This is a genomic window from Actinosynnema sp. NPDC023794 (assembly GCF_040639675.1).
GTDB classification, from domain to species: domain Bacteria; phylum Actinomycetota; class Actinomycetes; order Mycobacteriales; family Pseudonocardiaceae; genus Actinosynnema; species Actinosynnema luteola.
This window is the reverse complement of sequence record NZ_JBFAFR010000025.1, coordinates 17,103-39,557: the sequence shown is the minus strand read 5'-3', so window position 1 is coordinate 39,557 and position 22,455 is coordinate 17,103. Positions and strand designations below refer to the sequence as shown.

General features: G+C 72.8%; 24 protein-coding genes. 11 read left to right on the top strand and 13 right to left on the bottom strand.

Going from position 1 to position 22,455, the window contains the following annotated elements; all coding sequences use genetic code 11:
* Positions 1–58 precede the first annotated feature (58 nt).
* On the top strand, positions 59–841 hold the full coding sequence (locus AB0H12_RS34030; RefSeq protein ID WP_499628508.1) for a MerR family transcriptional regulator: 783 nt from the start codon (positions 59–61) through the stop codon (positions 839–841).
* Positions 842–853: 12 nt separating this feature from the next.
* Complete coding sequence (locus AB0H12_RS34025; protein ID WP_499628507.1) at positions 854–2,026, top strand: alpha/beta hydrolase; 1,173 nt, start codon at positions 854–856, stop codon at positions 2,024–2,026.
* Here AB0H12_RS34025 and AB0H12_RS34020 read toward each other — a convergent pair.
* Positions 2,023–2,517, bottom strand: a complete 495-nt coding sequence (locus tag AB0H12_RS34020; protein ID WP_499628506.1) for an HAD domain-containing protein — start codon at positions 2,515–2,517, stop codon at positions 2,023–2,025. The two genes, AB0H12_RS34025 and AB0H12_RS34020, sit on opposite strands and share 4 nt — an antisense overlap.
* A gap of 379 nt (positions 2,518–2,896) precedes the next feature.
* Here AB0H12_RS34020 and AB0H12_RS34015 point away from each other — a divergent pair, with 379 nt between their 5' ends.
* Complete coding sequence (locus tag AB0H12_RS34015) at positions 2,897–4,648, top strand: 1-deoxy-D-xylulose-5-phosphate synthase (RefSeq protein ID WP_499628505.1); 1,752 nt, start codon at positions 2,897–2,899, stop codon at positions 4,646–4,648.
* 114 nt (positions 4,649–4,762) lie between these two features.
* Here the strand turns inward: AB0H12_RS34015 and lipB are convergent, their stop codons facing one another.
* The 6 genes from lipB to AB0H12_RS33985 are packed head-to-tail and all read right to left on the bottom strand — an operon-like array spanning position 4,763 to position 8,706.
* On the bottom strand, positions 4,763–5,443 hold the full coding sequence (gene lipB, locus AB0H12_RS34010; protein ID WP_499628504.1) for a lipoyl(octanoyl) transferase LipB: 681 nt from the start codon (positions 5,441–5,443) through the stop codon (positions 4,763–4,765).
* 14 nt (positions 5,444–5,457) lie between these two features.
* Positions 5,458–5,889 (bottom strand): 3-hydroxyacyl-ACP dehydratase FabZ family protein, encoded by a 432-nt coding sequence (locus tag AB0H12_RS34005; RefSeq protein WP_499628503.1) that lies wholly within the window; start codon positions 5,887–5,889, stop codon positions 5,458–5,460.
* Positions 5,889–6,233, bottom strand: coding sequence for a 3-hydroxyacyl-ACP dehydratase FabZ family protein (locus AB0H12_RS34000; RefSeq protein ID WP_499628502.1), 345 nt, complete (start codon positions 6,231–6,233; stop codon positions 5,889–5,891). Before AB0H12_RS34000 ends, AB0H12_RS34005 begins: the two co-directional genes overlap by 1 nt.
* Positions 6,230–7,213 (bottom strand): beta-ketoacyl-ACP synthase III, encoded by a 984-nt coding sequence (locus tag AB0H12_RS33995; RefSeq protein WP_499628501.1) that lies wholly within the window; start codon positions 7,211–7,213, stop codon positions 6,230–6,232. The genes AB0H12_RS34000 and AB0H12_RS33995 overlap by 4 nt, the downstream gene beginning before the upstream one ends.
* Before the next feature lie 13 nt (positions 7,214–7,226).
* The gene (locus AB0H12_RS33990) at positions 7,227–8,438 is read right to left on the bottom strand and encodes a beta-ketoacyl-[acyl-carrier-protein] synthase family protein (protein ID WP_499628500.1); all 1,212 of its coding nucleotides are present in this window, start codon (positions 8,436–8,438) and stop codon (positions 7,227–7,229) included.
* Entirely contained in the window at positions 8,425–8,706 is a 282-nt protein-coding gene (locus AB0H12_RS33985) for an acyl carrier protein (RefSeq protein ID WP_499628499.1), read from the bottom strand. The genes AB0H12_RS33990 and AB0H12_RS33985 overlap by 14 nt, the downstream gene beginning before the upstream one ends.
* 61 nt (positions 8,707–8,767) lie before the next feature.
* On the opposite strand from AB0H12_RS33985, the gene AB0H12_RS33980 reads away from it, so the two are divergent.
* Together AB0H12_RS33980 and AB0H12_RS33975 are read left to right on the top strand one after the other, a co-directional pair.
* Positions 8,768–9,448 (top strand): SDR family NAD(P)-dependent oxidoreductase, encoded by a 681-nt coding sequence (locus AB0H12_RS33980; protein WP_499628498.1) that lies wholly within the window; start codon positions 8,768–8,770, stop codon positions 9,446–9,448.
* A 22-nt stretch (positions 9,449–9,470) separates the two neighbouring features.
* Complete coding sequence (locus AB0H12_RS33975; RefSeq protein WP_499628497.1) at positions 9,471–10,094, top strand: DUF4230 domain-containing protein; 624 nt, start codon at positions 9,471–9,473, stop codon at positions 10,092–10,094.
* Here the strand turns inward: AB0H12_RS33975 and AB0H12_RS33970 are convergent.
* Complete coding sequence (locus AB0H12_RS33970) at positions 10,078–10,731, bottom strand: TetR/AcrR family transcriptional regulator (RefSeq protein WP_499628496.1); 654 nt, start codon at positions 10,729–10,731, stop codon at positions 10,078–10,080. The genes AB0H12_RS33975 and AB0H12_RS33970 overlap by 17 nt on opposite strands.
* Before the next feature lie 87 nt (positions 10,732–10,818).
* On the opposite strand from AB0H12_RS33970, the gene AB0H12_RS33965 reads away from it, so the two are divergent.
* Together AB0H12_RS33965 and AB0H12_RS33960 are read left to right on the top strand one after the other, a co-directional pair.
* Entirely contained in the window at positions 10,819–11,397 is a 579-nt protein-coding gene (locus tag AB0H12_RS33965; protein ID WP_499628495.1) for a DUF4386 domain-containing protein, read from the top strand.
* A 2-nt stretch (positions 11,398–11,399) separates the two neighbouring features.
* On the top strand, positions 11,400–12,302 hold the full coding sequence (locus AB0H12_RS33960) for an RluA family pseudouridine synthase (RefSeq protein ID WP_499628494.1): 903 nt from the start codon (positions 11,400–11,402) through the stop codon (positions 12,300–12,302).
* A 75-nt stretch (positions 12,303–12,377) separates the two neighbouring features.
* Here the strand turns inward: AB0H12_RS33960 and AB0H12_RS33955 are convergent, their stop codons facing one another.
* Both AB0H12_RS33955 and AB0H12_RS33950 read right to left on the bottom strand, forming a co-directional pair.
* Complete coding sequence (locus AB0H12_RS33955) at positions 12,378–12,944, bottom strand: DUF305 domain-containing protein (protein ID WP_499628493.1); 567 nt, start codon at positions 12,942–12,944, stop codon at positions 12,378–12,380.
* 82 nt (positions 12,945–13,026) lie between these two features.
* Positions 13,027–13,767, bottom strand: coding sequence for a lytic polysaccharide monooxygenase (locus AB0H12_RS33950; protein ID WP_499628492.1), 741 nt, complete (start codon positions 13,765–13,767; stop codon positions 13,027–13,029).
* Positions 13,768–14,034: 267 nt separating this feature from the next.
* On the opposite strand from AB0H12_RS33950, the gene AB0H12_RS33945 reads away from it, so the two are divergent.
* Positions 14,035–14,628, top strand: a complete 594-nt coding sequence (locus AB0H12_RS33945; RefSeq protein ID WP_499628491.1) for an alpha/beta fold hydrolase — start codon at positions 14,035–14,037, stop codon at positions 14,626–14,628.
* Between the two features lie 39 nt (positions 14,629–14,667).
* On the opposite strand, the gene AB0H12_RS33940 is transcribed toward AB0H12_RS33945, so the two are convergent.
* A complete protein-coding gene (locus tag AB0H12_RS33940; protein WP_499628490.1) occupies positions 14,668–15,735 on the bottom strand; it encodes a glycoside hydrolase family 19 protein in 1,068 nt (355 codons plus the stop codon).
* A 340-nt stretch (positions 15,736–16,075) separates the two neighbouring features.
* On the opposite strand from AB0H12_RS33940, the gene AB0H12_RS33935 reads away from it, so the two are divergent.
* Complete coding sequence (locus AB0H12_RS33935; RefSeq protein ID WP_499628489.1) at positions 16,076–16,696, top strand: hypothetical protein; 621 nt, start codon at positions 16,076–16,078, stop codon at positions 16,694–16,696.
* A 136-nt stretch (positions 16,697–16,832) separates the two neighbouring features.
* Positions 16,833–17,342, top strand: a complete 510-nt coding sequence (locus AB0H12_RS33930; RefSeq protein ID WP_230572903.1) for a carboxymuconolactone decarboxylase family protein — start codon at positions 16,833–16,835, stop codon at positions 17,340–17,342.
* 81 nt (positions 17,343–17,423) lie between these two features.
* Here AB0H12_RS33930 and AB0H12_RS33925 read toward each other — a convergent pair whose 3' ends face one another.
* On the bottom strand, positions 17,424–18,290 hold the full coding sequence (locus AB0H12_RS33925) for an LLM class flavin-dependent oxidoreductase (protein WP_499628488.1): 867 nt from the start codon (positions 18,288–18,290) through the stop codon (positions 17,424–17,426).
* A gap of 300 nt (positions 18,291–18,590) precedes the next feature.
* Between AB0H12_RS33925 and AB0H12_RS33920 the strand changes: the two genes are divergently transcribed.
* On the top strand, positions 18,591–21,416 hold the full coding sequence (locus AB0H12_RS33920; RefSeq protein ID WP_499628487.1) for a glycoside hydrolase family 9 protein: 2,826 nt from the start codon (positions 18,591–18,593) through the stop codon (positions 21,414–21,416).
* A 306-nt stretch (positions 21,417–21,722) separates the two neighbouring features.
* Here AB0H12_RS33920 and AB0H12_RS33915 read toward each other — a convergent pair whose 3' ends face one another.
* The gene (locus AB0H12_RS33915) at positions 21,723–22,454 is read right to left on the bottom strand and encodes a maleylpyruvate isomerase family mycothiol-dependent enzyme (RefSeq protein ID WP_499628486.1); all 732 of its coding nucleotides are present in this window, start codon (positions 22,452–22,454) and stop codon (positions 21,723–21,725) included.
* Position 22,455 lies beyond the last annotated feature (1 nt).

Here is a 22,455-nt window from a genome sequence, read left to right as displayed (position 1 = left end):
TGTCCCGACCGGGAAACAGACTTGAACCTGACGCCACGTGAGGTTCTAGGGTCGTGCCATGAGCGCTGAGGGGGGCCTCGACCAGCCGCGGTGGAGCGTCGGCGCGCTGGCCAAGGTGGCCGGGATGACGGTGCGGACGCTGCACCACTACGACGAGCTGGGCCTGCTGCGGCCGAGCGAGCGCACGCCCGCCGGCCACCGGCGCTACACCGAGGCCGACCTGCACCGCCTCTACCAGATCCGGCTGCTGCGGCAGCTCGGCATGTCGCTGGAGGAGATCGGCGGCGTGCTGACCGGCGCGGCCGACCCCGGACCGCTCACCCGGGTGCTCGCCGGGCACCTGGAACAGCTGGACGAGCAGGTCTGGCGGCTCAACGCGTTGCGCCGCCAGACGAGAGGGCTGCTCGCCCAGCTGAGCGGACCGACCCGACCGGACCCGGACCGGCTCCTCGCGTTGTTGGGCAGCACCACGATCTTCGACGGGCGCCTCACCCGGGAACAACGCGACTTCCTGGACCGGCACGCCTTCGAGGTCGGCCCGGACGCCCGGAAGAGGCTCGACGAGGAGTGGCCCGACGTGCTCGCGAAGGTGGTCGGGCACTACCGCGCGGGCGACCCGGTGGACGACCCGGAGGTCCGCCGGACCGCTCGACGCCTGGTCGACGTCGGCGAGACCTTCGCCGCCGGCGACCGGGAGATCCTGAGCTCGATGGGCGCGTTCTTCCGAGAGAACGGGCGCGGCGTGCTGCGGGACGTGCTGCCGGGTCAGCCGGTGGACGACCTCGGCGACGGCCTGTGGGACTACGTGGCCCGCATGTACGCGGCATTGTCAGCCGAATGACCAGGGGGAGACATGTTCATCAGGACAAGTGCGTCCATAACCGCCCTCGCCGTCCTCACCACGACGCTGACCGGCGTCGCCGATGCGGAACCGGGCCTGACCTCGAGCCTGCCCGCGCCGACCGGTCCGCACCGCGTCGGCGTGACCGCGCTGCACCTGGTCGACGCCGAGCGGCCGGACCCGTGGTCCGCCGACGGCCGACCCCGTGAGGTGATGGCCTCGGTGCACTACCCGGCGCTGGACGTCCGCGACCACCCGGTCGCGCCGCAGCTGACGCCGGGCGCGGCGGCGGCCTTCCCGTCGTACGTGCCGTGGGGGTTCCCGCACCTGCCGAGGAGCGGTGTGGACTGGGGCGCCACCCTCACCCACTCGCACGTGGACGCGCCCGCGCGCCCCGTCCGCCGACCGGTCGTGCTCTACAGCCCCGGGCTGGTGGAGCCGCGCGCGTTCGGCGTGAACACCGCCGAGGAGCTGGCGAGCCGCGGCTACGTCGTGGTGACGATCGACCACCCCGGCGAGACCTTCACCGTCGACCTGCCGTCCGGGCCGCGGCCGGTGGGCCTGCCCGGCATCCCCAGCGTGGACCCGCGGCTCTACCGGGCGGTGATCGCCACCCGGCTCGCGGACACGGACCTCGTGCTCGACCGGCTGGAGGTCCTGGCGGCGGGCGGCAACCCCGACGCCGAGGGCCGTGCGCTCCCGAGGGACCTCGGCCGTGCCCTCGACCTGCGCCGGGTGGGCATGTACGGCCAAGGCCTGGGCGGCACGATCGCGGCCGAGGCGATGTACTCCGACCGGGGCCGCCGGATCGACGCGGCGATCAACATGGAGGGCTTCCTGGACTACCACCCGGAGCAGCCCGGCCAGGACGGCGAGCTCCTGCCCGTCGCCCGGCACGGGGTGGACCGGCCGTTGCTGCTGCTCGGCACGGAGGGCTTCCAGAACGACCGCTACCGGCGCGCGTGGTCGGCGATGCTCGCGCACGGCCACGCCCGGCAGCACGTGATCGCCGACGCCAACCACTGGACGTTGACCGACTTCGCCGCCACGGTGCCGCAACTGCACGCCGCGGGCTTGGTGGACGACGCCGGACGCGGGGCGATGGTCGGCACGCTCGACCCGGCCGTCGCGGTGCGGACCGTGCGCCGGCACGTGGTGTCCTTCTTCGACCGCACCCTGCGCTAGGAGCCCAGGGCCGCCGCCACGGCGGCCAGGTGGTCGGCCGTGATGCCGGTGGCGGGGTCGACCGCGATCAGGGCGGTCGGGTCGCGGCGGCGGTCCAGGAACGCGCGGCGCGCGGTCGGGAACAGGTCGAAGTCGTCGTCCAGCCAGGCCAGCGGCCGGTCCCTGGCGAACCGGCCGACCGCGCCGAACTTCCAGTCCGCCTTGCCCTCGTAGGCACGCACCCCGACCACCGGCAACGGTGGCAGGCCGAGCGCCGGGCCGACCGTCGTGTTGGCCCGGTGCTCCCACGTCGTGGCCCAGGCCAACTCCGCGCCGGTCCGCCGGGCCAGCTCCAGCAACGCCGGCCCGTGCGCCGGGTTCAGCCAGGCCCGCTGCACCGCCCGACCCCACCGGGACAGCCGCCACCGGTGCTCCACGTACCCGTCCGGCGGGGTGCGGGCGGCGAACGGGTGCAGCGGCCCGTCGACGTCCAGCAGCACCAGCGGCCTCACCCGGCCGACGCTACTCGCCCGGACCGCGCCGGCTCACGTGCCGCTCGGCGGGCGTGACGTCCACCGGCACGGCGTTTCCGGTGTTTCGGGCACGGCGTCCACGGGGCACGGCGCTGACGGGGCGCGGCAGGTGCGCCCAATCGCGTTCCGCGTGGTCGGCGGGGTCGCCTCCGGCGTCTCCACCACGGCTGACGGGGTCACGACGCCATGCAGGCGGGCCGCTTCCCCGAATCCGGGGACGACGCGCACACGTCCGTGTGGCGCCCGCGATCTCGTTCGCGTGAAACGCGTCGGCCCGCTTGTCCCGGCCGGCCGGGTGCGGCACGTTCGCCTCACCCCACCTTGCCGCAAGGGCTTTCACACCGCATGGAGTGGCCTGATGACCGACACCCTGCACCGAGCTGTCCGAGCACCGGCGCGCCGGTGCACCGGTCCGGCCGACCCGCGCGGCCTGGCGGGCGGCGCGCTGGACGAGCTGGCGCGCGAGCTCCGGGCACGCCTGGTCGAGGCGGTTGGCCGCACGGGTGGGCACCTCGGGTCGAACCTCGGCGTCGTCGAGCTGACGCTGGCGCTGCACCGGGTGTTCCGCTCGCCGCACGACCGGATCGTGTTCGACAGCGGGCACCAGTCCTACGTGCACAAGATGCTCACCGGCCGGGCGGACGCGTTCGTCGACCTGCGCCGCGAGGGCGGTCTGTCCGGCTACCCCAGCCGGGAGGAATCGCCGCACGACCTGGTGGAGAACTCCCACGCGTCCACCGCACTGTCCTATGCGGACGGTCTGGCGCGGGCGGCGCGGCTGCGCGGCGAGCACGACCGGCACGTGGTGGCGGTCGTCGGCGACGGCGCGCTCACCGGCGGCATGGCGTGGGAGGCGTTGAACAACCTCGGCGGTGTCGACCACCCGGTCGTGGTGGTGCTCAACGACAACGGCCGGTCCTACGCGCCGACCGCCGGCGCGGTGGGCGCGCACCTCGCCGCCCTGCGCGCGGGCGCGGGCGGCAACGTGTTCGCCTCCTTCGGGTTGCGCTACCTCGGCCCGGTCGACGGGCACGACGTCGTGCAGGTGGAAGAGGCGCTGACCGCCGCGAAGGCGTTGCGGCGCCCGGTCGTCGTGCACTGCGTGACCGAGAAGGGCCGGGGCCACCCGCCGGCGGAGGACGACCCGGTGGACCACCTGCACGTCGTGCCCGCGCCGTCGGCCTCCCGGGGCCCGGGCTGGACGTCGGTGTTCGGGCGGCACCTGCCGGCGCTCGCCGACCGGCACCCCGACCTGGTGTGCCTGACCGCGGCCATGTCGCACCCGACCGGGCTGACCGCGTTCGCCGAGGCGTTCCCCGACCGCGTGCTCGACACCGGGATCGCCGAGCAGCACGCCGTCACGTGCGCGGCGGGCCTGGCCATGGGCGGGCTGCGGCCGTTGGTGGCCCTGTGCTCGACGTTCCTGACCAGGGCGGCGGACCAGGTGCTGATGGACGTCGCGCTGCACCGCCTGCCGGTGACGTTCGTGCTCGACCGGGCCGGGGTGACCGGCGAGGACGGCCCGAGCGACCACGGCGCCTGGGACCTGGCGCTGCTGCGCGTCGTGCCCGGGATGCGGGTGGCCGCGCCCCGCGACGGCGCCCGGCTGCGCGAGCTGCTGGACGAGGCGGTCGCCGACGACGGGCCGACCGCGGTCCGCTTCCCCGCGGGCGCGATCGGCGCGGACGTCCCCGCCGTGGACCGGCTCGGCCGGCTGGACGTGCTGCACCGGTCGTCCCGCCGGGACGTGCTTCTGGTGACCGTCGGCGGGCTCGCGTCCGACGGGGTGGCCGCCGCCGTGGCGCTCGCCGGCGAGGGCGTCGGCGTGACGGTGTGCGACCCGCGCTGGGTGACACCGGTCGACCCGGCGGTGGTGGCGTTGGCCGCCGAGCACCGGGTGGTGGTGTGCGTGGAGGACGGCGTGCGCGGCGGCGGGGTCGGCGAGGCCGTCGCGGGCGCGCTGCGCGAGGCGGGGCTGAGCCGCCGGATCCGGATCCTCGGCCTGCCCGACGGCTTCCTCCCGCACGGCTCGCGGGCCGACATCCTGCGCATGCACGACCTGGACGCCGCCGGCATCGCCCGCACGGTGGCCCGCTTCCTGCCGGGGTGACCGTCCGGCTCCACCCGTGCCACCGTGCCAACGCCCCGAGCGGTGCCGTGGACCGTTTCCGCTGCTCGACGTCCCCACGGCGATGGGACGACCTGCGACCCGGTCAGCGGGCCGTCACCGGCGATCGGTCGCGAACACCCTCGTCAGGTGGCGCTCGACCACCGGCGCCACGTCGGCGGGCGTGACCCGACGGCCGAGTTCGGCGGACAACGAGGTGACGCCGGCGTCCTCGATGCCGCACGGCACGATCCGGTCGAACGGCGTCAGGTCGGGGTCGCAGTTGAGGCCGAACCCGTGCAGGCTGGTGCACCGCTCGATGCGCACGCCGATCGCGGCGATCTTGCGGTGCTGCCCGCGCGCGCGGGCGGCCGACGGCGGCACGTCCGGCGCGGGCGGCCGGTCGCCGAGCACCCACACGCCGCTGCGCCCGGCCAGCCGCGCCGTCACCACGCCGAACTCGGCGCACGTGCCGATCAGCGCGTCCTCCAGCCTGCGGACGTGGCCGACGGAGTCGAGCGGCACCGGCAGCTTCACCACGGGGTAGCCGACGAGCTGGCCGGGACCGTGCCAGGTGATCTCGCCGCCGCGGTCCACGGTCAGCACCGGGACGTCGTCGGTCGGGAACGCGGTGGCCTTGGTGCGCTTGCCCGCCGTGTAGACGGGCAGGTGCTCCTGGAGCACGCAGACGTCGGTGATCTCGTCCGCGACGCGCAGCGCGTGCAGCCGCCGTTGCTCGGCGTACGCCTGCTCGTACGCCACCGCGTCCGGCCCGAACCCGCCGTGCACGAACCGCATCGCACCCCCCACGGTCAGGAATCCAGGCTAGCGGCGGCACGGGCGGTCGTGACGACCCGGCCGACCGTCATCACGACGTGCCCGTCGGCCTCCGACTCCCCCGTGAACGCCACCGTGTCGCCGCGGGCGTCCAGGACGCGCACCGAGTGCCGGACCACGCAGCCCGGCGCGACCGGCCGGTGGAACTCCACGTCCGCGAGCGCGCCGAACAGCACCACCCGACCGGTGCCCGGCTCGTCCCACGACGCCAGCAGCACGGCCGCCTGGCACCACGACTCCACCAGCAGCGTCGACGGGAAGTCACCGGAACCGGTGTGCCAGGGCTCGTTGGCGCTGACCGCCTTGAGCGCGGTCAGCGACTCGCCCGGCACCACGTCCACCACCCGGTCCACCAGCAGCACCGGGTACCGGTGCGGCAGGAGTCGGAGGATCTCGGAGGAGGTCATCACGCCTCGTACCGCAGCTTGATCCGCGCGACCACGCCGTCGTCGTCGCTCACCACCGCCGCGCACCTCCGCCCCGCGTCGTCCCACGTCAGGCGCACGGTCAACGTCGTGCCGGGGAACGTGGGCCGCACGAACCGGGCCGACTCGACCGCCGCGAGCCGCACCGCGCCCGACGCGGTCGCCGCGCGGTGCGCGAACTCCACGACCGCCGTGCCGGGGAAGATCGGGAACCCGGGGAAGTGGCCCGCGAGCACGGGGTCGTCCGGCGCGACCGCCATGCGCGCGACAACGGTCGTACCGGACCGTTCCAGCACTTCCACGGGGGACGCGAGGTAGCCGGTCACCGATCCCCCAGGACACCGAAGTCCGCGGTCACGTCCGGCCACACCAGCGTGGCCGCACCCCAGGTCAGGCCGCCGCCGAAGGCCACGGTGAGCACCCGGTCGCCCGCCTCGAGCCGACCGGCCGCGGCGGCGTCGGCCAGCAGCACGGGGATCGACGCGGCGGCCGTGTTGCCGACCGCGTCGAGGTCCGTCAGCACCTTGGCCTCGTCGAGGCCGAGTCGGCGCGCGACGGCGTCGCAGATGCGCCGGTTCGCCTGGTGCGGCGCGAGGTGGTCGACGTCGTCCGGGCCGAGGCCGGCGCGGGCCAGCGCGTCCAGCGCGACGTCCGACATCCGCTCGACCGCCTGCCGGAACACCTCCTTGCCGCTCATCCGGAAGTGGCGCTCGCCCGCCGGCACCTGGATGAGGTCGGCGCCGGCGCCGTCGCTGCCGAGCACGCACGGACCGATCATGCCCTCGCCCTCGCCCTCGCCTTCGCCCACGACGACCGCGCCCGCGCCGTCACCGAAGATCACCGCCGTGCCGCGGTCGTCCGGGTCGAGGATGGTGGAGAACGTCTCGGCGGCGATCAGCAGCACGGTCCGCGCCGCGCCGCTCGCGATCAGGCCGACCGCGTTCGCCAGGCCGTACAGGAAGCCGGTGCACACGGCGGCCACGTCGTGCGCGGGCACGCCGATCAGGCCCAGCCGGGCCGCGACGTCCGGCGCGATCGCCGGGCACGACCGGTCCGGGGTGGTCGTCGCGACGATCACCGCGTCCACAGTGGACGTCCCGGCGGAGCGCAGGGCCCGCGCGCCCGCGTCGACGGCCAGGTCCGACGTGGACGTGCCCGGCTCCACCCACCTCCGCGCGCCGATGCCGGTGCGCGACCGGATCCACTCGTCCGAGGTGTCCAGGCGGGCGGCCAGGTCGTCGTTGGTGACGACCCGCGCCGGCAGGCTCGCGCCGACCCCGAGGATCACCGCACCGCGGTAGGTCATCGTCCTCCCCCGCTCACGCCTTCGCGATGGCCAGCACCGCGTTCTGCCCGCCGAACCCGAACGAGTTGCTCAACGCCAGGTCGATCCCCCTCGGCACGACGGAGGTCGCCACGTCGAGGTCCAGCCGGGGGTCGAGGGTCGCCAGGTTGGCGGTCGGCGGCACGACGCCCTGCTCGACCGAGAGCACGGTGAACACCGCCTCCGCCGCGCCGGCCGCGCCGAGCATGTGCCCGGTCACGCCCTTGGTCGACGTCACCAGCGGCCCCGACGGCAGCAGGTCCGCCAGCACGCGCCCCTCCACCAGGTCGTTGAGCTGCGTGGACGTGCCGTGCGCGTTGACGTGGCCGACGTCCGCCGGTGACGCGCCCGCGTCCGCCAGCGCCGCCTTCGTCGCCGCGATCACGCCCCGCCCCTCGGGGTCCGGGTTGGTGATGTGGTGCGCGTCGGCGGTCGCGCCGTACCCGACGACCCGCGCCCGCACCCGCCGCCCGTCGGCCCGCGCGTCCTCCGCGCGCCGCAGCACCAGCACCGCCGCGCCCTCACCCGCCACGAACCCGTCCCGGCCCACGTCGAACGGCCGCGACGCCGTCGCCGGGTCGTCCCGTCGCGACAGCGCGCCCATCCGGGCGAAACCCGCCATGGTCAACGGGGTGAGCAGGGCGTCGACCCCGCCGGCCAGCACCACGTCGCACCGCCGCGCGGCGAGCAGGTCGCACGCGACGCCGATCGCGGTTGCCCCGGACGCGCACGCCGTCGACACCACCAGGTTCGGCCCGCGGAAGCCGAACTCGATCGCGACCTGGCCCGCGACCATGTTCGGCAGGTGCATGGGCAGTACCAGGGGCGACACCCCGGTCGGGCCGTCGGCGAGCAGCACGCCGTGCTGCCGTTCGAACGTCTCGGCGCCACCCGCCGACGTGCCGATCACCACGCCGACCCGCGCCGCGTCCCAGGTGGCGAGGTCTTCCCCGGCGACCGCCTCCCGTGCCGCGACCAGCGCCAACCTGGAGAACCGGTCGAGCCGCACGGCCCGCCGCGCACCGAGCAGCGCGTCGGCGTCGAAGTCGGGGACGCGGCACGAGATCGTCACCTCGTGGCCCGCGAGCACCGGGTCGTGCGCGGCGGTCGAACGGCCCGCCCGCACCGCCGCCCAGCCCGCCTCCACGCCGACACCGCCCGGCGTGACGAGGCCGAGCCCGGTCACCGCGATGTCAAGGCCGGTCACCGGCGCGCTCCTCCATCAGCGCCACGATGTCGCCGACGGTCTCCATGTCGAACAGCTCGTCATCGCTGATGTGCAGGCCGTGCTCCTTGCCGAGCACCATCGACAGCTCCACGAACGCGAGCGAGTCCAGGTCGAGGTCGTCCTTGGTCGCGTCCGGGGTGATCTGCTCCGGCTCGACCTTCAACGTGTCGACGAGGATCTTCTTCAACGTCTCGTACACGGCGGTCACCCCTCGTTCGCCCGGCTCCTCCCCACCATCGAACCTCATCGGCCGGACCGCCGGTCGACCAGGGAGAATGTCCGGGTGGCACGACTCGGGGAGGACGGGCATGGCGGACGCGCCGGTGGCGGTCGTGACGGGCGGGAACCGGGGCATCGGGCTGGAGGTGTGCCGTCAGCCGGCCGCGCTCGGCCACGTCGTGGTGCTGACCGCGCGTGACTCGGAGAAGGCCAGGTCGGCGGCCGAACGGCTGGGCGTCGAGCACCACCGGCTGGACGTGACCGCCGACGCGTCGGTGGCCGCGCCGGCGGCGCACCTGACCACCCGGCACGGGCGGCTGGACGTGCTGGTGAACAACGCGGCCATCCACTACGACACCTGGCAGCGTGCGTCGTCCGCCGATCTGGGGGTCGTCCGGGAGGCCATGGAGACCAACTTCCACGGGCCGTGGCGGGTGGTCCTGGCCCTGCTGCCGCTGCTGCGGGCGGCCCGGCACGCGCGGGTGGTGAACGTGTCGAGCGAGGCCGCGTCGTTGGCGTCGATGGGCGGCGGGACACCGGCCCACGGCACCTCGAAGGCCGCGTTGAACGCGCTGACCTTGATGTTGGCCGCGGAGCTGCCCGCGATGAAGGTCAACGCGGTGTGCCCGGGGTGGGTCGCCACGGACATGGGCGGCGCCGGCGGGCGGCCCGTGGCGCAGGGCGCGGCCGGCGTGGTGTGGGCGGCGACGGTGCCCGACGACGGGCCGACCGGCGGGTTCTTCCGCGACGGGAAGCGGATTCCCTGGTAGCGCGCCGGGGTACTCCGGCGGCATGAAATGGCGCATCGGTGTGGCGGCGGCGGTGCTGGTGGTGGTCGGGGTCCTGGTGGCGGCGGTGTTGGTGGTGCCCCGGTTCCTGACGGGCTCGGACACGATCGACCGCAGCCAGCCCGCGTTGCTTCAGTCGTTGCGGGACTTGAGCCAGTACCACGCGTCGGCGGGCGAGTTCCAGGTCGTGCTCGACATCGAGCGCGACGTCCGGTACGTGCCCTCGGCGTTGGCCGGGCAGCGGACGCTGTTCGTCGCGGCCGGGACGGTGAACGCTTACGTCGACTTCGGCGGGCTGGCCGAGGACGCGCTGCGGGTCGCGCCGACGACCGCGTCCGGCGAGGCGCGCAAGGTGCAGCTGGCGTTGCCGGGGGCGGTGCTGGACAAGCCGAACCTGGACCAGGAGCGGTGCTACGTGTTCGCGCAGGAGCGCGGGCTGTTCGACCGGCTGGCGTCGTTGGTGGAAACCCAGGACCAGCAACCGTTCTACGTGGCGGCGGAGCAGAAGATCGCGGACGCGGCGCGGGAGTCCGGGCTGGTGCGGCGGGCCGACGACAACACCCGCAAGATGCTGACCGGCATGTTCGGCGCGCTGGGGTACCAGGTCGAGTTCACGAGCCTGGACTGAGCCAGCCGGCCATCGCGTCGAGGATCACGCCCAGCCCGAACGCGAACTCGTCGGCGAAGTCGTAGCCGGGCCGCAGGACGTGCTCGGTCGCCATCTCCACGAGGTGCGGGTACTCGCCCGCCGCGAAGCGCCGCATGATGTCCCCCGTCACCTCGGTGGCGGAATCTGGTCCGTGGAACGGGAGCGCGGCCTCCTGCACGGCGAACCCGTACACGTAGCTGTCCATCAGGGCGTGGGCGTGCGCGGTGTGCGCGACGGTGAAGCCGGCGTGGCGCAGGGTGCCGATGGTCGCGTCGTGGTGCCGCAGTGTCGCCGGACCGGGCGCGGTCCGCGACTCCAGGAGCCCGACCGCCCAGGGGTGGCGTCCGAGCACCTCCCGCGCGGAATTCGCCCGCTTGACCATCTCCCGCCGCCAGTCGCCGCCGGGCGTGGGCAGCTCCATCCGGCTGAAGACCAGGTCCACGATGCCGTCGAGGATCTCGTCCTTGTTCGCCACGTGGTGGTAGACCGACATCGGCTTGACCTCGAGCGCGTCGGCGAGCGACCGCATGGTCAACGCCCCGATGCCGCCCGCGTCGGCGATCGCGACGGCGGCGCGCAGCACGCGGTCCCTGCTGAGCGGTGCGCCCTTCGGCACTGCCGACCTCCCGTGGTGACAGGTTCGTACTTTGTACGGTACCGTCCGCCTTACTTAGTAAGGCCAGCGCGGTCGAAGGGAAGACCCATGTCATCGAGAACCACCGGACGGGCCATCGGAGCGCTGTTCCTGCTGGCGTTCCTCGCGTACGGCGTCGGCAGCGCCCTGGCCGGCACGGCGTCGGGTTCAGCCGGAGCGCTGCTCATGCTGGCGAACTCCGCCGTCGTGGCCGGCATCGGCGTGCTGGCGTTCCCGGTGCTGCGCCCGCACAGCGAACTCACCGCGCACGCGTACCTGGTCGGCCGGGCGGTGGAGGCGGCGTTGCTGGCCGTCGGCGTCGTCTTCCTGCTGCTGCCGGAACCGGTGCCGGCGGGCAACCACTACAGCTACCAGGTCGCGATGATGGCCGTGGGCGCGGTGGGCGTGCTGTTCTGCCGGGTCCTGCTCCGCGCCCGCCTGGTCCCCCGCGCCATCGCGGTGTGGGGCGTGGTCGGCTACGCCGTCTTCCTGCTGGGCGCGGTCCTCGAAGTCCTCGGGTACGGCGTCGGCGTGGCGCTCTCCGTCCCGGGCGGCCTGTTCGAGATCGCGCTGGGCGTGCTGCTGATCGTCAAGGGGTTCGCCGCGCCCACGGCCTCGGACGCGAGGGCCCCGGCGTACGCTGCGTGACGATGAGGCGCAAGCTCCGGCCGCCGCTCGACCAGCGCCACGGCCTCGACCCGGCACGCCTGCGGTTCCCCGACGAGGGGCCGTGGGCGACCGTTCGCGATCACCTGGTCGAGCGGTTGCCCAAGGTCGCGCCCGAGCGGATCGACCTGATGCTCGCCGAAGGCCGCGTCTACGACCTCGCCGGGCCCATCGCGCCGGACGCCGCGTTCACGCCCGGCGGCGCGGTGTGGTTCCACCGCGACCTGCCCGACGAGGTGGCGGTGCCGTTCGAGATCCAGGTCGTGCACCGCGACGACGCCATCCTCGTGGTCGACAAGCCGCACTTCCTGGCCACCATCCCGCGCGGCAAGCACGTGGTCGAGACCGCGCTCGTCCGGCTGCGCCGCGACCTCGGGCTGCCGCGCCTGAGCCCGGCGCACCGGCTGGACCGCGTGACCGCCGGGTTGGTCATGTTCGTGGTCGAACCGACCTTGCGCGGCAAGTACCAGACCTTGTTCGCCGACCGGGCGGTGCGCAAGGAGTACGAGGCCATCGCGCCGCACGACCCGGCGTTGACGCTGCCGAGGACCGTCAGCAGCCGGATCGTCAAGGTCAAGGGCGTGATCACCGCGCAGGAGGTGCCCGGCCCGCCGAACGCCGAGACGCGGGTCGAGCTGGTCGAGCACCGCGACGGCTGGGGCCGGTACCGGCTCGTGCCCCTCACCGGCCGCACGCACCAGCTCCGCCTGCACATGGCGTCGCTCGGCGTGCCGATCCGCCACGACGACTTCTACCCCGTCCTGCGCGAGAAGCCCTTGGACGACTTCACCGAGCCGCTGCAGTTGCTGGCGAAGGTGCTCGAGTTCACCGATCCGGTGACGGGCGAGCACCGTCGCTTCACCAGCGGCCTCGGGCTCGACCTGTAGCGCCGTGACCGGCGGCCTCCACCGCGTCCCGGCGGTCGGACGGGACCGTCGCGGCGAAGGCCGCCGGTCATGGCACTAGCCGAGGTAGCCGAGCATCTGCGCGATCTGCGCCGTGCGGGAGTGGAAGATCCGCTCCGCCAGCTCCTTCGCCTGCGGGTTGACGCCGCCCTCCTTCTCCAGCTTCGCCATCGCCACCGCGTTGTGCTGGTGGCCGATGAGCAGGTTCAGGAACGCCTTCTCGAACTCGGCGGAACCGGTCGCGGCCACTTCCGCGATGGCCTCCGGGCTGGTGGAGTGGTCACCGCCGTGGCCGGCGTGCAGCTGCGGGTCGTCGCCCGCGGTCTCCGGCTGCTTCCAGTCCGCCAGCCACTTCGTCATCGAGTCCACTTCGGACAGCTGGGTGACCTCGATGGCCGCGGCCAGGGTCTTCACCTCCGCGCGCACGGGGCCGTCCTCGGCCAGGCGCACGATCTCCAGCCCGGCCTTGTGGTGCGACACGGACATCTGCAGGAACATCACGTCGGTCTGGTTGAACTCGTCGCTCTCCACCACGCTCGGAGCGGGGGGCGGGGTCGCCGCGGGGGTGGAGCCGCAACCGGCCAGCACGAGCACACCGGCCACCAGGGCTGCGAGGCGTCGCAAGGTCGTCCTCCTTCGCCGGACGGCCCGCCCGCGCCGTCACAGGGTCGGCGCGGGCGGGTCACATCGGCTCTGCGTCAGGGGTTCAGAGCCGCTGCCACAGGGACGCGGTGTTCGGCGGCTCCCAGCCCACGAGGGACGTGTGGGCCTGGATGCAGCGGTAGTTCACGCCGCCGTACGTCACCTGCGAACCGACCGAGTACGCGGTGTTGGCCGCCCACGTGCCACCCGCGGGGGGCTGCGTCGTGGTCGTCGTCGGCCGCGTGGTGGTGGTCGGCGTGGTCGTGGTGGTCGGTGTGCCGCCACCGGAGCCCACCTGGAGGTCGACGCACGAGTAGAACGCCATGGGCGTGTCGGCGATGTTCCAGATGGCCAGCAGCTTGATCCGGCCGGTGCGACCGCCCAGGCTCACGTTGTGCGTCACGGTGGCCGCGGGCTGCCTGCCGCCGTCGTTGAACTCGGCGATCCGGGTGCCGCCGACGTAGTACTCCCACGTGCTGGTGGCGTGCCGGGCGGTGAGCGTCCAGTTGAACGTCACGCTGTTGCCCACCTGGGTGGTGGGCCAGGCCCGGCCGTCGTCGTTGAGCTGGGCGAACTGGCTCAACCCGGCGTGGCAGTTGCGCTGGCCCTTCGGGCCTTCCACGCTCTGCGGCTCGTAGACGATCGGGCCGCAGTTGGAGACTCGGCCCTGCGCGCACATCGCTTGCCTGCTGGGCGGCGACGAGATGTAGCCGTGCGCGCTCGCCGTCCCCGCCGACATCACGACGAAGAACGGGGTGATGCCCATGGCGGCCAGTGCCACCGCGAGCTTGCGTTTCAGGCTCATGTGTCCAGCTCCTTCGGAGGAGACCCGGAGGGGTCTCCAAGGCAGGGTCCATTTCCGCGGCGGCCGGAACACGCGACGCGTGACGAACCGGGAACGGTGCGTCACACCCCGCAATGTGGTCTAGACCATAATCGTGAACGTCATCCGGGTCAAGGATCTGAACCGACTGGTCCAGCCACCCGTAGCCCTGACTGTGAACGCGCCGGCCATCGGCTCGATCGATCCCACCGGTGTGATCCGACGGCCGGGTGGCCGACACTGGGCCGCATGGAGGAGCACAAGGTCATCGCGGACGACGGCCGCGTGTTGTGGGCAGCCGAATCGGGGCGCGCCGCAGCGGGACGCGGCGATCCGCTGGTGCTGTGCCACGGCGACCCCGGACCGCGGGACGCGTTCGACGGGCTCGCCGGGCTGCTGGCCGACCGGGTGCGGGTGATCCGCTGGGGCGGGCCCGACGGCGACCGGCACGAGGGGCCGACGGCGCGCGCGCTCACCGACCTCGAGGCCGTCAGGGTCCACTTCGGACTGCCGAGGATGGCCCTGCTGGGCCATTCCCGGGGCGCGGACGTGGCGCTGCACTACGCGCTGGCGCACCCGGACCGGGTCTCGTCGCTGGTCTGCGTCTCCGGCGTCGGACAGGGGTGGGACGAGGAGGAGCTGATCGCCCGCTGCCGCGGCTTGGACGTGCCGACGCTGATCGTGGACGGCGCGGCCGACGTGCGGCCCCGGTGGGCGGTGGACTCGCCGGCCGCCGCGCTGCCGGACGTGACGCGGGTCGTGCTGCCCGGCGCGGGTCACCTGCCGTGGGTCGAGTCGCCGGGGTCGTTCGGCTGGGCCGTGCTCGCCCACCTGGACCGGTGACGGGAGACGGGGGCCGCCGCGCGACCCCCGTCACCACCCCTAGCAGTACAGGTTGGCGCCGGCGGGCACGCCCAGGATGCCCACGAACCGCTGGTAGGCGTCGACCCGGCTCTGGACCTGCGCCGGGTTGCGCCCGCCGCACTCCAGCGACCCGTTGATGCTGCGGATCGTCTCGCCGAAGCCGTAGCCGTTGACCATCGCGTTGTGCGGGGTCATCGTGCCCGGGCCGGACTGCGTGTTCCAGTACCAGAGGGCGGTCTTCCAGGCCACCGAGGCGTCGTTCTGCACCAGCCACGGGTTGGTCAGCAGCGGCAGGCCGAGCGCGTCGCCCGCCGCCTTGTAGTTGAAGTTCCAGCTGAGCTGGATGGGACCGCGGCCGTAGTAGGCCGCCTGGCCGGCGGGACAGCCGTAGGGCTGACCCGCGTCGCAGTAGTGCGGGTAGTTCGCCTGGTTCTGCTCGACGATGTGCACCAGCCCGCCGGTCTCGTGGTTGGCGTTGGCCAGGAACGCCGCCGCCTCCTGCTTGCGCACGGTGTCCGAGCCGGTCTTGGCGAAACCGGGGTACGCGCCGAGCGCGGCCGTGAGGCCGGCGTAGGTGTAGAACGGGTTCCGGTTCGGGAACATCTGCCGGAACTGCGCCTCGCTCACCACGAAGCCGCCCGGCGCGGGCGTGGTGGTCGTCGTGGTCGGAGTCGAGCCGCAGTCGTGGGGGTTCCAGTACCAGGTGCTGATGACCGGGTCGTAGCCCGGGTTGTCGTGCTCGGCGATGTAGTGCTTGCCGTCGGTGTAGCGCACGATGCTGCCGGCCGTGTACCACTGGCCCCGCACCCACGCCGGGTAGTCGCAGGCGGGCGGCGGCGTCGTGCCACCGCCGCAGGCGCCCTGGTCGGCCCAAACCGCGGCCGAGCCCGGGGTCTCGTTCTGGGTCCACCACTTGGCCTGCCAGTTGTGCCCGGCGTGCGACGCCGTCATGCCGCCGGTGTAGACGGCCGACGAGGTCCAAGCGGACGCACAGGCGGCTGCGGCGGCGGTGTTGGCCACCACGACGGTCAGCGCCGCCCCGACCACGAAAGCGGCGATCGCCGCCACTGCGCGGAATCTCGACACAAGATCACTCTTTTCCGTTCGAGCGCCCTCGGACGTGTGACGGGGGCCACTCAACCGGAAATGGTCTACACCAGTCAAGGGTGAAAGCGAATTATTCGCACATTCGCGCCGACGTCATGGGAGCGCTCACACGAACGGTGGCGCCGTCACCCCGGAGCAGCCGCACCGGCCCGTCCGCCCACGGAGGACATTCACCGGTGGGCCGACCTCAACTGTGACCCGCACCACACCGTGGAACGGTGCCGGTCACCGCCCGTCTCCTGGTTGTCGACGCGATCGCGTCCGGGGGAACCGGTGCCACGAGGTGTCTTCGTGGTGCCCGAAATCAGGGGGAATCGTTGTGTTGAAGGCATTTGCGCCCGCGTTCGCGCTCGTCGCGGCGGTGCCGGCGCTGTGGGGGACGGCGCCGGGCGACGGGGCCGTCGCGGCGGACCTCGACGGCGACGGCCAGGCGGACCGGATCTCCGTCCGGGTGGCCGCGACCGACCCGACCAAGCAGGAGCTCACCGCCGTCGTCCGCGGCTTCCGGATCAGCGCCTTCATGCCGGCGGACAGCACGTTCGGCGCACTGCCGCCGCGGATCACCGACCTGGACGGCGACGGCCGCGACGAGGTGGTCGTCAACGAGGCCCGCGGCGCGAACACCGACCACTTCACGGTGTGGCGACTGGACGCGAGGCGCCTGCGCCCCGTCACCACGCCGGACGGCGCGACGCTCAGGCTCACCGAGGGCGGCGGCGCGAGCGCGGTCAGCCGGTACGGCTGCGTGGACGTCGACGGCCGACGCCTCCTCGTGACCGTCTCGGGCGAGGTGGACTGGACGACCGACCCGTGGCTCTACGACGGCGAGCGCGTCACCCACGCCGTCGTCGACGGCGTCGCCACCGCGACCTCCACCACGCCGGTGCGCGCCGAGCGGAACGCCCCGGTCTACCAGGTGGACCGGAACGCTTGCGCCTGACGCGCATCGGACGCGGGACACCCCGCCCGTCCAGGCGAACCGGGGCGGCGAGTCGGGCGAACACGTAACATAACTGTGTTGTGTTTTCGCCCGATCGCCGCTCGACCGGGTCTCCCCCGGTCGGAACACTGGACACATGCCGCACATCGAGCTGCACAACGACCTGCCCGGGATGGCCGGGCTGATGAACTTCCGCCCCGAGACGGGCCGACCGCTCACCGAGCTCACCGAGGTGATGTTGCGCGGACCGAGCGACCTGTCCCGCGGCGAGCGCGAGCTGATCGCCGCGCACGTCTCCGAGTTGAACAAGTGCAAGTTCTGCGCGGGCTCCCACGGCGCCTTCGCCGCCGCGCAACTGCCCGAGGACTACGAGCACACGCCGAAGATGCTGGCGTTGCTCGACATCGCCACGGCGGTGACCGACAGCGGGCGCGCGGTGACGTCCGAGATGGTCGCCAAGGCGAAGGACAACGGCGCCACGGACATCGAGGTGCACGACACCGTGCTGATCGCCGCGATGTTCTGCGCCGCCAACCGCTACGTCGACGGGTTGGCCACGTGGGCGCCCGACGACCCGGAGGCGTACCGGCAGATGGCCGAGACCATCGTGCCCCACGGCTACGCCGCGATCATCGACCGCCGCTGATCGGGATCAACCGAGCCGCAGGCGTGCCGGAGGTCTCGACGCGCAGTTCGACGCCGTCGGCCCGCAGGATCAGCTCGGTCGTCACGCCACCGCGGCGCTCGCGACGAGTTCGGCCTGGCGGAACCGGTCCTCGGTGAACGGCATCGCGACGACCCGGTCCGCGCCCGCCTCCGCCAGTCGCCCGAGGTGGTCGCGGACCTGGTCGACCGACCCGGTCACGAGCACTTCCCGCGCCTGCCGCTCGGTCAGCCCGTAGTCGGTCATCGACCGGATCCGGTGCTCCACCACGGACGCGGGCACGTCGCCCAGCGCCACGCTCACCCCGACCGTCACCCCGCACACCGGCCGCCCGTGCTCCTGAGCCAGCTCCCGCAAGCGCGCCACCCCCGACGACACCGCTCGCAACGGCACGAACGCCGGGTACCAGTGGTCGCCGAACCGCGCCGCCCGCCGCAGCGCGGCCCCGCCCCCACCGCCGACGAGCACCGGCGGCATCACCGCGCCCGGCGACAGCACGACGTCCGCGCCGTGCACCGACGCCGTCTCGCCCCGCACCAGGTCCGGCAGCACGGCCAGCGCCGCGTCCAGCCGCCGGCCACGCTCCGCGAACGGCACGTCGACCGCGCGCCACGCCGCCTCACCGTGCGCGTCACCACCGGTGCCGACGCCGAGCAGCACCCGTTCCCCGGACAGGTGCTGCAAGGTGGCGACCTGCTTGGCCGCCCAGGCGACCGGCCGAAGCGGCAGGACCATCACGCCGAACCCGAGCTTGATCCGAGTGGTCGCGGCGGCGACCGTCGCGAGGACCAACGTCGAGTCCAGGAACGGGTTCACCGGGATCAGGTGGTCGCCGTGCCACACCGACTCCAACCCCAGCCCCTCGGCGTGCTGCGCGTGCTCCACCGCGTCGGCCCCGAAGCCCGGCAACGTGATCCCGACGTGCGTCATCGTGTCACCACCACTGCAGCGCCCATCTCGTCGAACCCTGTCGAACGCACTGCGCGCACCTCATCCTCGAAGACGACCCGAAGTGAACGCTCACACTGTGTGACCTCCAGCTAACTGGAGGTCAAATCCAGGGTTGTGAATGTAAGCCGAGTCACTCTAGAGTCCCTGGGAGCGCTCCCAGGGAGCGCTCCCAGAAGCGTCGTCAACCGTCAGAGCAGACGGAGGAGACCCAAGTCCATGAGATCGCTTCCTTCTCCCCGGTGGCGCCGCCAGGCCACCGCAGCCCTCGCACTAGTGGCGGTGAGCGGCGCGCTAGCGTCCGGAACGGCCCACGCGGCGGACTACGAACGGCTGGTCAACGGCTCGTTCAGCAGTGGCTCCGCCGACCCGTGGTGGGCCAGCGCGGGCGTGTCGAACCGCGTCACGAACGGCGAGCTGTGCGCCACCGTCACCGGCGGCACGGTCAACCCGTGGGACTCCCTGATCGGTCAGAACGGCGTGCCGTTCGAGGCGGGCCAGTCCTACACGATGACCTTCGACGCGTACGCCTCGGTCGCCAGGCCGGCGGCGGCGGTGGCCGGTGAGGGCGTCAGCCCGTACCGCCAGATCGCCAAGCACGACGTCGCGCTGACCACGACGAAGCAGCGCTTCAGCTTCACGTTCACCTCGGAGCTGGACTTCCCGGACGCGGGGCCCGGCCAGGTGACGTTCCACCTGGGCGCGCAGGCGGCCGACACCACGGTCTGCGTGGACAACGTCTCCCTCATCGGCGGCGTGAAGCCGCCGGGCGGCGACCCGGCCAACCCGCCGAAGAAGATCAACGTCAACCAGGTCGCCTACGTGCCGGGCCTGCCCAAGCACGCGACCCTGACCTCGGACGCGACCACCCCGCAGCCGTGGGCGTTGAAGAACTCCGCGGGCACGACGGTGGCCTCGGGCCAGACGACGCCGAAGGGTGCGGACGCCGAATCGGGCGACTCCACGCACCTGATCGACTTCTCGGCGTTCGACACCGCGGGCGCCGGCTACACGCTGACCGTCGGCACCGAGACCAGCTTCCCGTTCGACATCGCGACGGACGAGATCAAGAAGCTGCGGTACGACTCGCTGGCGTACTTCTACCACAACCGCAGCGGCATCCCGATCGAGGCGCAGTACGTGGGCGAGCAGTACGCGCGCCCCGCCGGCCACCTCAACGTGGCGCCGAACCAGGGTGACAACAACGTCCCCTGCCTCGCGACGATCACCTGCGGCTACACGCTGGACGTGCGCGGCGGCTGGTACGACGCGGGCGACCACGGCAAGTACGTCGTCAACGGCGGCATCTCCGCGTGGCAGGTGCTCAACACCTACGAGCGCGCGAAGCTGATCGGCGACGCCGCCGCGCTCGGCGACGGCAAGCTGAACATCCCGGAGAAGGCCAACGGGGTGCCGGACATCCTGGACGAGGCGCGCTGGGAGGTCGAGTTCCTGCTGAAGATGCAGGCGCCCGACGGCATGGTGCACCACAAGATCCACGACCAGAACTGGACCGGCCTCCCGCTGCTGCCCCACGAAGACCCGCAGGCCCGCAGGCTGTCCGCGACCAGCACGGCCGCGACGCTGAACACGGCCGCGGTGGCGGCGCAGGCGGCTCGCATCTGGAAGACGATCGACCCGGCGTTCTCGGCGAAGGCGCTCGCGGTGGCCACCAAGGCGTACGCGGCGGCGAAGGCGAACCCGAACAAGATCGCCGACCCGAACGACGGCACCGGCGGCGGCTCCTACAGCGACTCCATCCTGACCGACGAGTTCTACTGGGCCGCGGCGGAGATGTTCACCACCACCGGTGAGGCGTCCTACCGCAGCGACCTCACGTCGTCGACGCACTTCAAGGGCAAGAGCCTGACGGCGCGCGGCTTCGACTGGGGCTCCACCGGCCCGCTGGGCGACATCACGCTGGCGCTCGTGCCCAACGGCCTGCCCGCCGCGGACATCACGGCGATCAAGTCGGCGTTCACCACAGTCGCGGACGCCCACCTGTCGCAGATGTCGACCCAGGGCTACCCCGCGCCGTACCTCACGCCCACGGGTTACGACTGGGGTTCGAACGGCCTCGTCGCGAACAACATCTCGGTGCTCGCGCTGGCGCACGACTTCACCGGCGCGGCCAAGTACCGCGCGGGCGTGTTCCAGGGCCTGAACTACCTGCTGGGCCGCAACCCGATGTCGTACTCGTACGTCTCGGGCTACGGCGACCAGCCGGTGAAGAACGTGCACCACCGGCACTGGGCGAACCAGCTGGAGCCGACCCTCCCGACCGCGCCGCCCGGCGCGCTCTCGGGTGGTCCGAACAGCGCGTTGCAGGACCCGATCGCCGCTCGCCTGCTCGCGGGGTGCAAGGCGCAGAAGTGCTTCGTGGACCACATCGAGGCGTACTCGGTGAACGAGGTCACGGTCAACTGGAACTCCGCGCTCGCGTGGATCGCCAGCTGGGCGGCGGAGAAGGTCACGACCGCGCCGCCGGTCGACACCACCGCGCCGTCGACCCCGGGCACCCCGGTGGCCTCCGACACCACCGCGACGGGCACGAAGCTGACGTGGACGGCGTCCACGGACCCGGAGAGCGGCGTCAAGGAGTACGACGTCATCTCCATCGAGGGTGACGCGCTGCGCGTCGTCGCCACGGTCACCTCGCCGACGGCGACGGTGACGGGGCTGCGGCCGGACACGGCCTACCGGTTCACCGTGGTGGCGAAGAACGGCGCCAACCTGCGATCGGCCATGTCGCCGCAGGTGAGCGTGCGGACCAAGCCGGACGTGGTGGCCAACTACTGCAAGGTGGTCTGGCGCGCCTCGACCTGGTCCACGGGCATGTCGGTGAACATCACCGTGACCAACACCAGCCCCTCGGCGTGGACGTCGTGGAAGCTGGAGTTCACCATGCCGGGCAACCAGAAGATCACGCAGGGCTGGTCGGCCACGTGGGCCCAGTCGGGTCAGGCCGCGTCCGCGACGAACGTCGGGTGGAACGCCAACGTGCCGGTCAACGGTTCGGTCAACGTCGGCTTCAACTCCTCGGGGTCTGGCTCGACGACCCCGCCGACCGACTTCCGCGTGAACGGGAACCCCTGCACCGTGGGGTGATCCGACGAGAACGGGCGGCCCGGCACCACGGGCCGACCGCATGACCGGTGGCGGGCTCCCCACGGCGCCCGCCACCGGTCCGCTTCCCAACCTCGCGTGTCGAACGCTCAGGTCCCGCGTGTCGAACCTCCAGGACCCCCGAGTCGAACGCTCAGGACCCCCGAGTTCAACACTCGGAACGACCGACGCCCGACCTGAACGTTGAATTCAGGGGGCGTGAGCGTTCGACACGCGGGCGCTGAGGGTTCGACACGCGGGCGCTGAGGGTTCGACACGCGGGACCTGGAGGTTCGACACGCGGGTTGGTCAGTGGCCGCCCACGGCGTCGCGGGAGCGGCGGTCCGGCGGGGGCGGGTCGACCACGACGTTGAGCACCGTCTTCAGCCGCTCCAGCGGTCCGCGCGGCGGCGGCGCGGCGACGCGTTCACGCAGCAGCGGCACGCCGTCGCCCTCCAGCGCGTCCAGCCCGACCGCACGGCCGCTCATCGCCAGCACCAGCGACTCGGCGGCGCCGCGCACCACCGCGCCGCTGCCGGACGCCCACCCGGTGTCCACGGCCTCCAGCCGCAGGCCCGCCAGCCGGGAGCCCATCGCGTAGCCCGGCGACGGCTTGGCCGCCAGGTGCTGGAACGCCACCCACAGCCGGTCCTCCGGCATGTCGCGCTCGATGCCCAGCGGCAGGCGGACGTCGTAGTCGTGCAGCAGGATGTCGGCCAGCACCGGGTCGTAGCCCGACCGCGGGATGGTGGTCTTCGACGTCGACCACCGGCGCAGCCGGGCGGTGATCTCCGACGTGGGCATCCGGGCCGCCTTGGCGGTGAGCTCCCGGTTGAGCCGGTCGAAGTCGGCCGCCATGGAGACGATGCCCCAGTACAGCTTGAGCTGACCGAACTTGAGGTACGTGATCAGGTGGGCGCCGATGTCGTGCACGGTCCACCCCGCCGAGAGGCTGGGTGTGGCCAGTTGGCCCGCGTCCAGCCCGTCGAGGAGGTCCGCCATCCGCCGCCGTTCTTCAACGAGCATGTCGTGGACCTTCATC

What these genes read in the sequence shown, in the direction of transcription:
- AB0H12_RS34030 (WP_499628508.1), top strand. Translation starts at nt 59, where the DNA reads ATGAGCGCTGAGGGGGGCCTCGACCAGCCGCGGTGGAGCGTCGGCGCG.
- AB0H12_RS34025 (WP_499628507.1), top strand. Translation starts at nt 854, where the DNA reads ATGTTCATCAGGACAAGTGCGTCCATAACCGCCCTCGCCGTCCTCACC.
- AB0H12_RS34015 (WP_499628505.1), top strand. Translation starts at nt 2,897, where the DNA reads ATGACCGACACCCTGCACCGAGCTGTCCGAGCACCGGCGCGCCGGTGC.
- lipB (WP_499628504.1), bottom strand. Translation starts at nt 5,443, where the DNA reads ATGCGGTTCGTGCACGGCGGGTTCGGGCCGGACGCGGTGGCGTACGAG.
- AB0H12_RS34005 (WP_499628503.1), bottom strand. Translation starts at nt 5,889, where the DNA reads ATGACCTCCTCCGAGATCCTCCGACTCCTGCCGCACCGGTACCCGGTG.
- AB0H12_RS33995 (WP_499628501.1), bottom strand. Translation starts at nt 7,213, where the DNA reads ATGACCTACCGCGGTGCGGTGATCCTCGGGGTCGGCGCGAGCCTGCCG.
- AB0H12_RS33985 (WP_499628499.1), bottom strand. Translation starts at nt 8,706, where the DNA reads ATGAGGTTCGATGGTGGGGAGGAGCCGGGCGAACGAGGGGTGACCGCC.
- AB0H12_RS33980 (WP_499628498.1), top strand. Translation starts at nt 8,768, where the DNA reads ATGGCGGACGCGCCGGTGGCGGTCGTGACGGGCGGGAACCGGGGCATC.
- AB0H12_RS33975 (WP_499628497.1), top strand. Translation starts at nt 9,471, where the DNA reads ATGAAATGGCGCATCGGTGTGGCGGCGGCGGTGCTGGTGGTGGTCGGG.
- AB0H12_RS33965 (WP_499628495.1), top strand. Translation starts at nt 10,819, where the DNA reads ATGTCATCGAGAACCACCGGACGGGCCATCGGAGCGCTGTTCCTGCTG.
- AB0H12_RS33960 (WP_499628494.1), top strand. Translation starts at nt 11,400, where the DNA reads ATGAGGCGCAAGCTCCGGCCGCCGCTCGACCAGCGCCACGGCCTCGAC.
- AB0H12_RS33950 (WP_499628492.1), bottom strand. Translation starts at nt 13,767, where the DNA reads ATGAGCCTGAAACGCAAGCTCGCGGTGGCACTGGCCGCCATGGGCATC.
- AB0H12_RS33945 (WP_499628491.1), top strand. Translation starts at nt 14,035, where the DNA reads ATGGAGGAGCACAAGGTCATCGCGGACGACGGCCGCGTGTTGTGGGCA.
- AB0H12_RS33930 (WP_230572903.1), top strand. Translation starts at nt 16,833, where the DNA reads ATGCCGCACATCGAGCTGCACAACGACCTGCCCGGGATGGCCGGGCTG.
- AB0H12_RS33925 (WP_499628488.1), bottom strand. Translation starts at nt 18,290, where the DNA reads ATGACGCACGTCGGGATCACGTTGCCGGGCTTCGGGGCCGACGCGGTG.
- AB0H12_RS33915 (WP_499628486.1), bottom strand. Translation starts at nt 22,454, where the DNA reads ATGAAGGTCCACGACATGCTCGTTGAAGAACGGCGGCGGATGGCGGAC.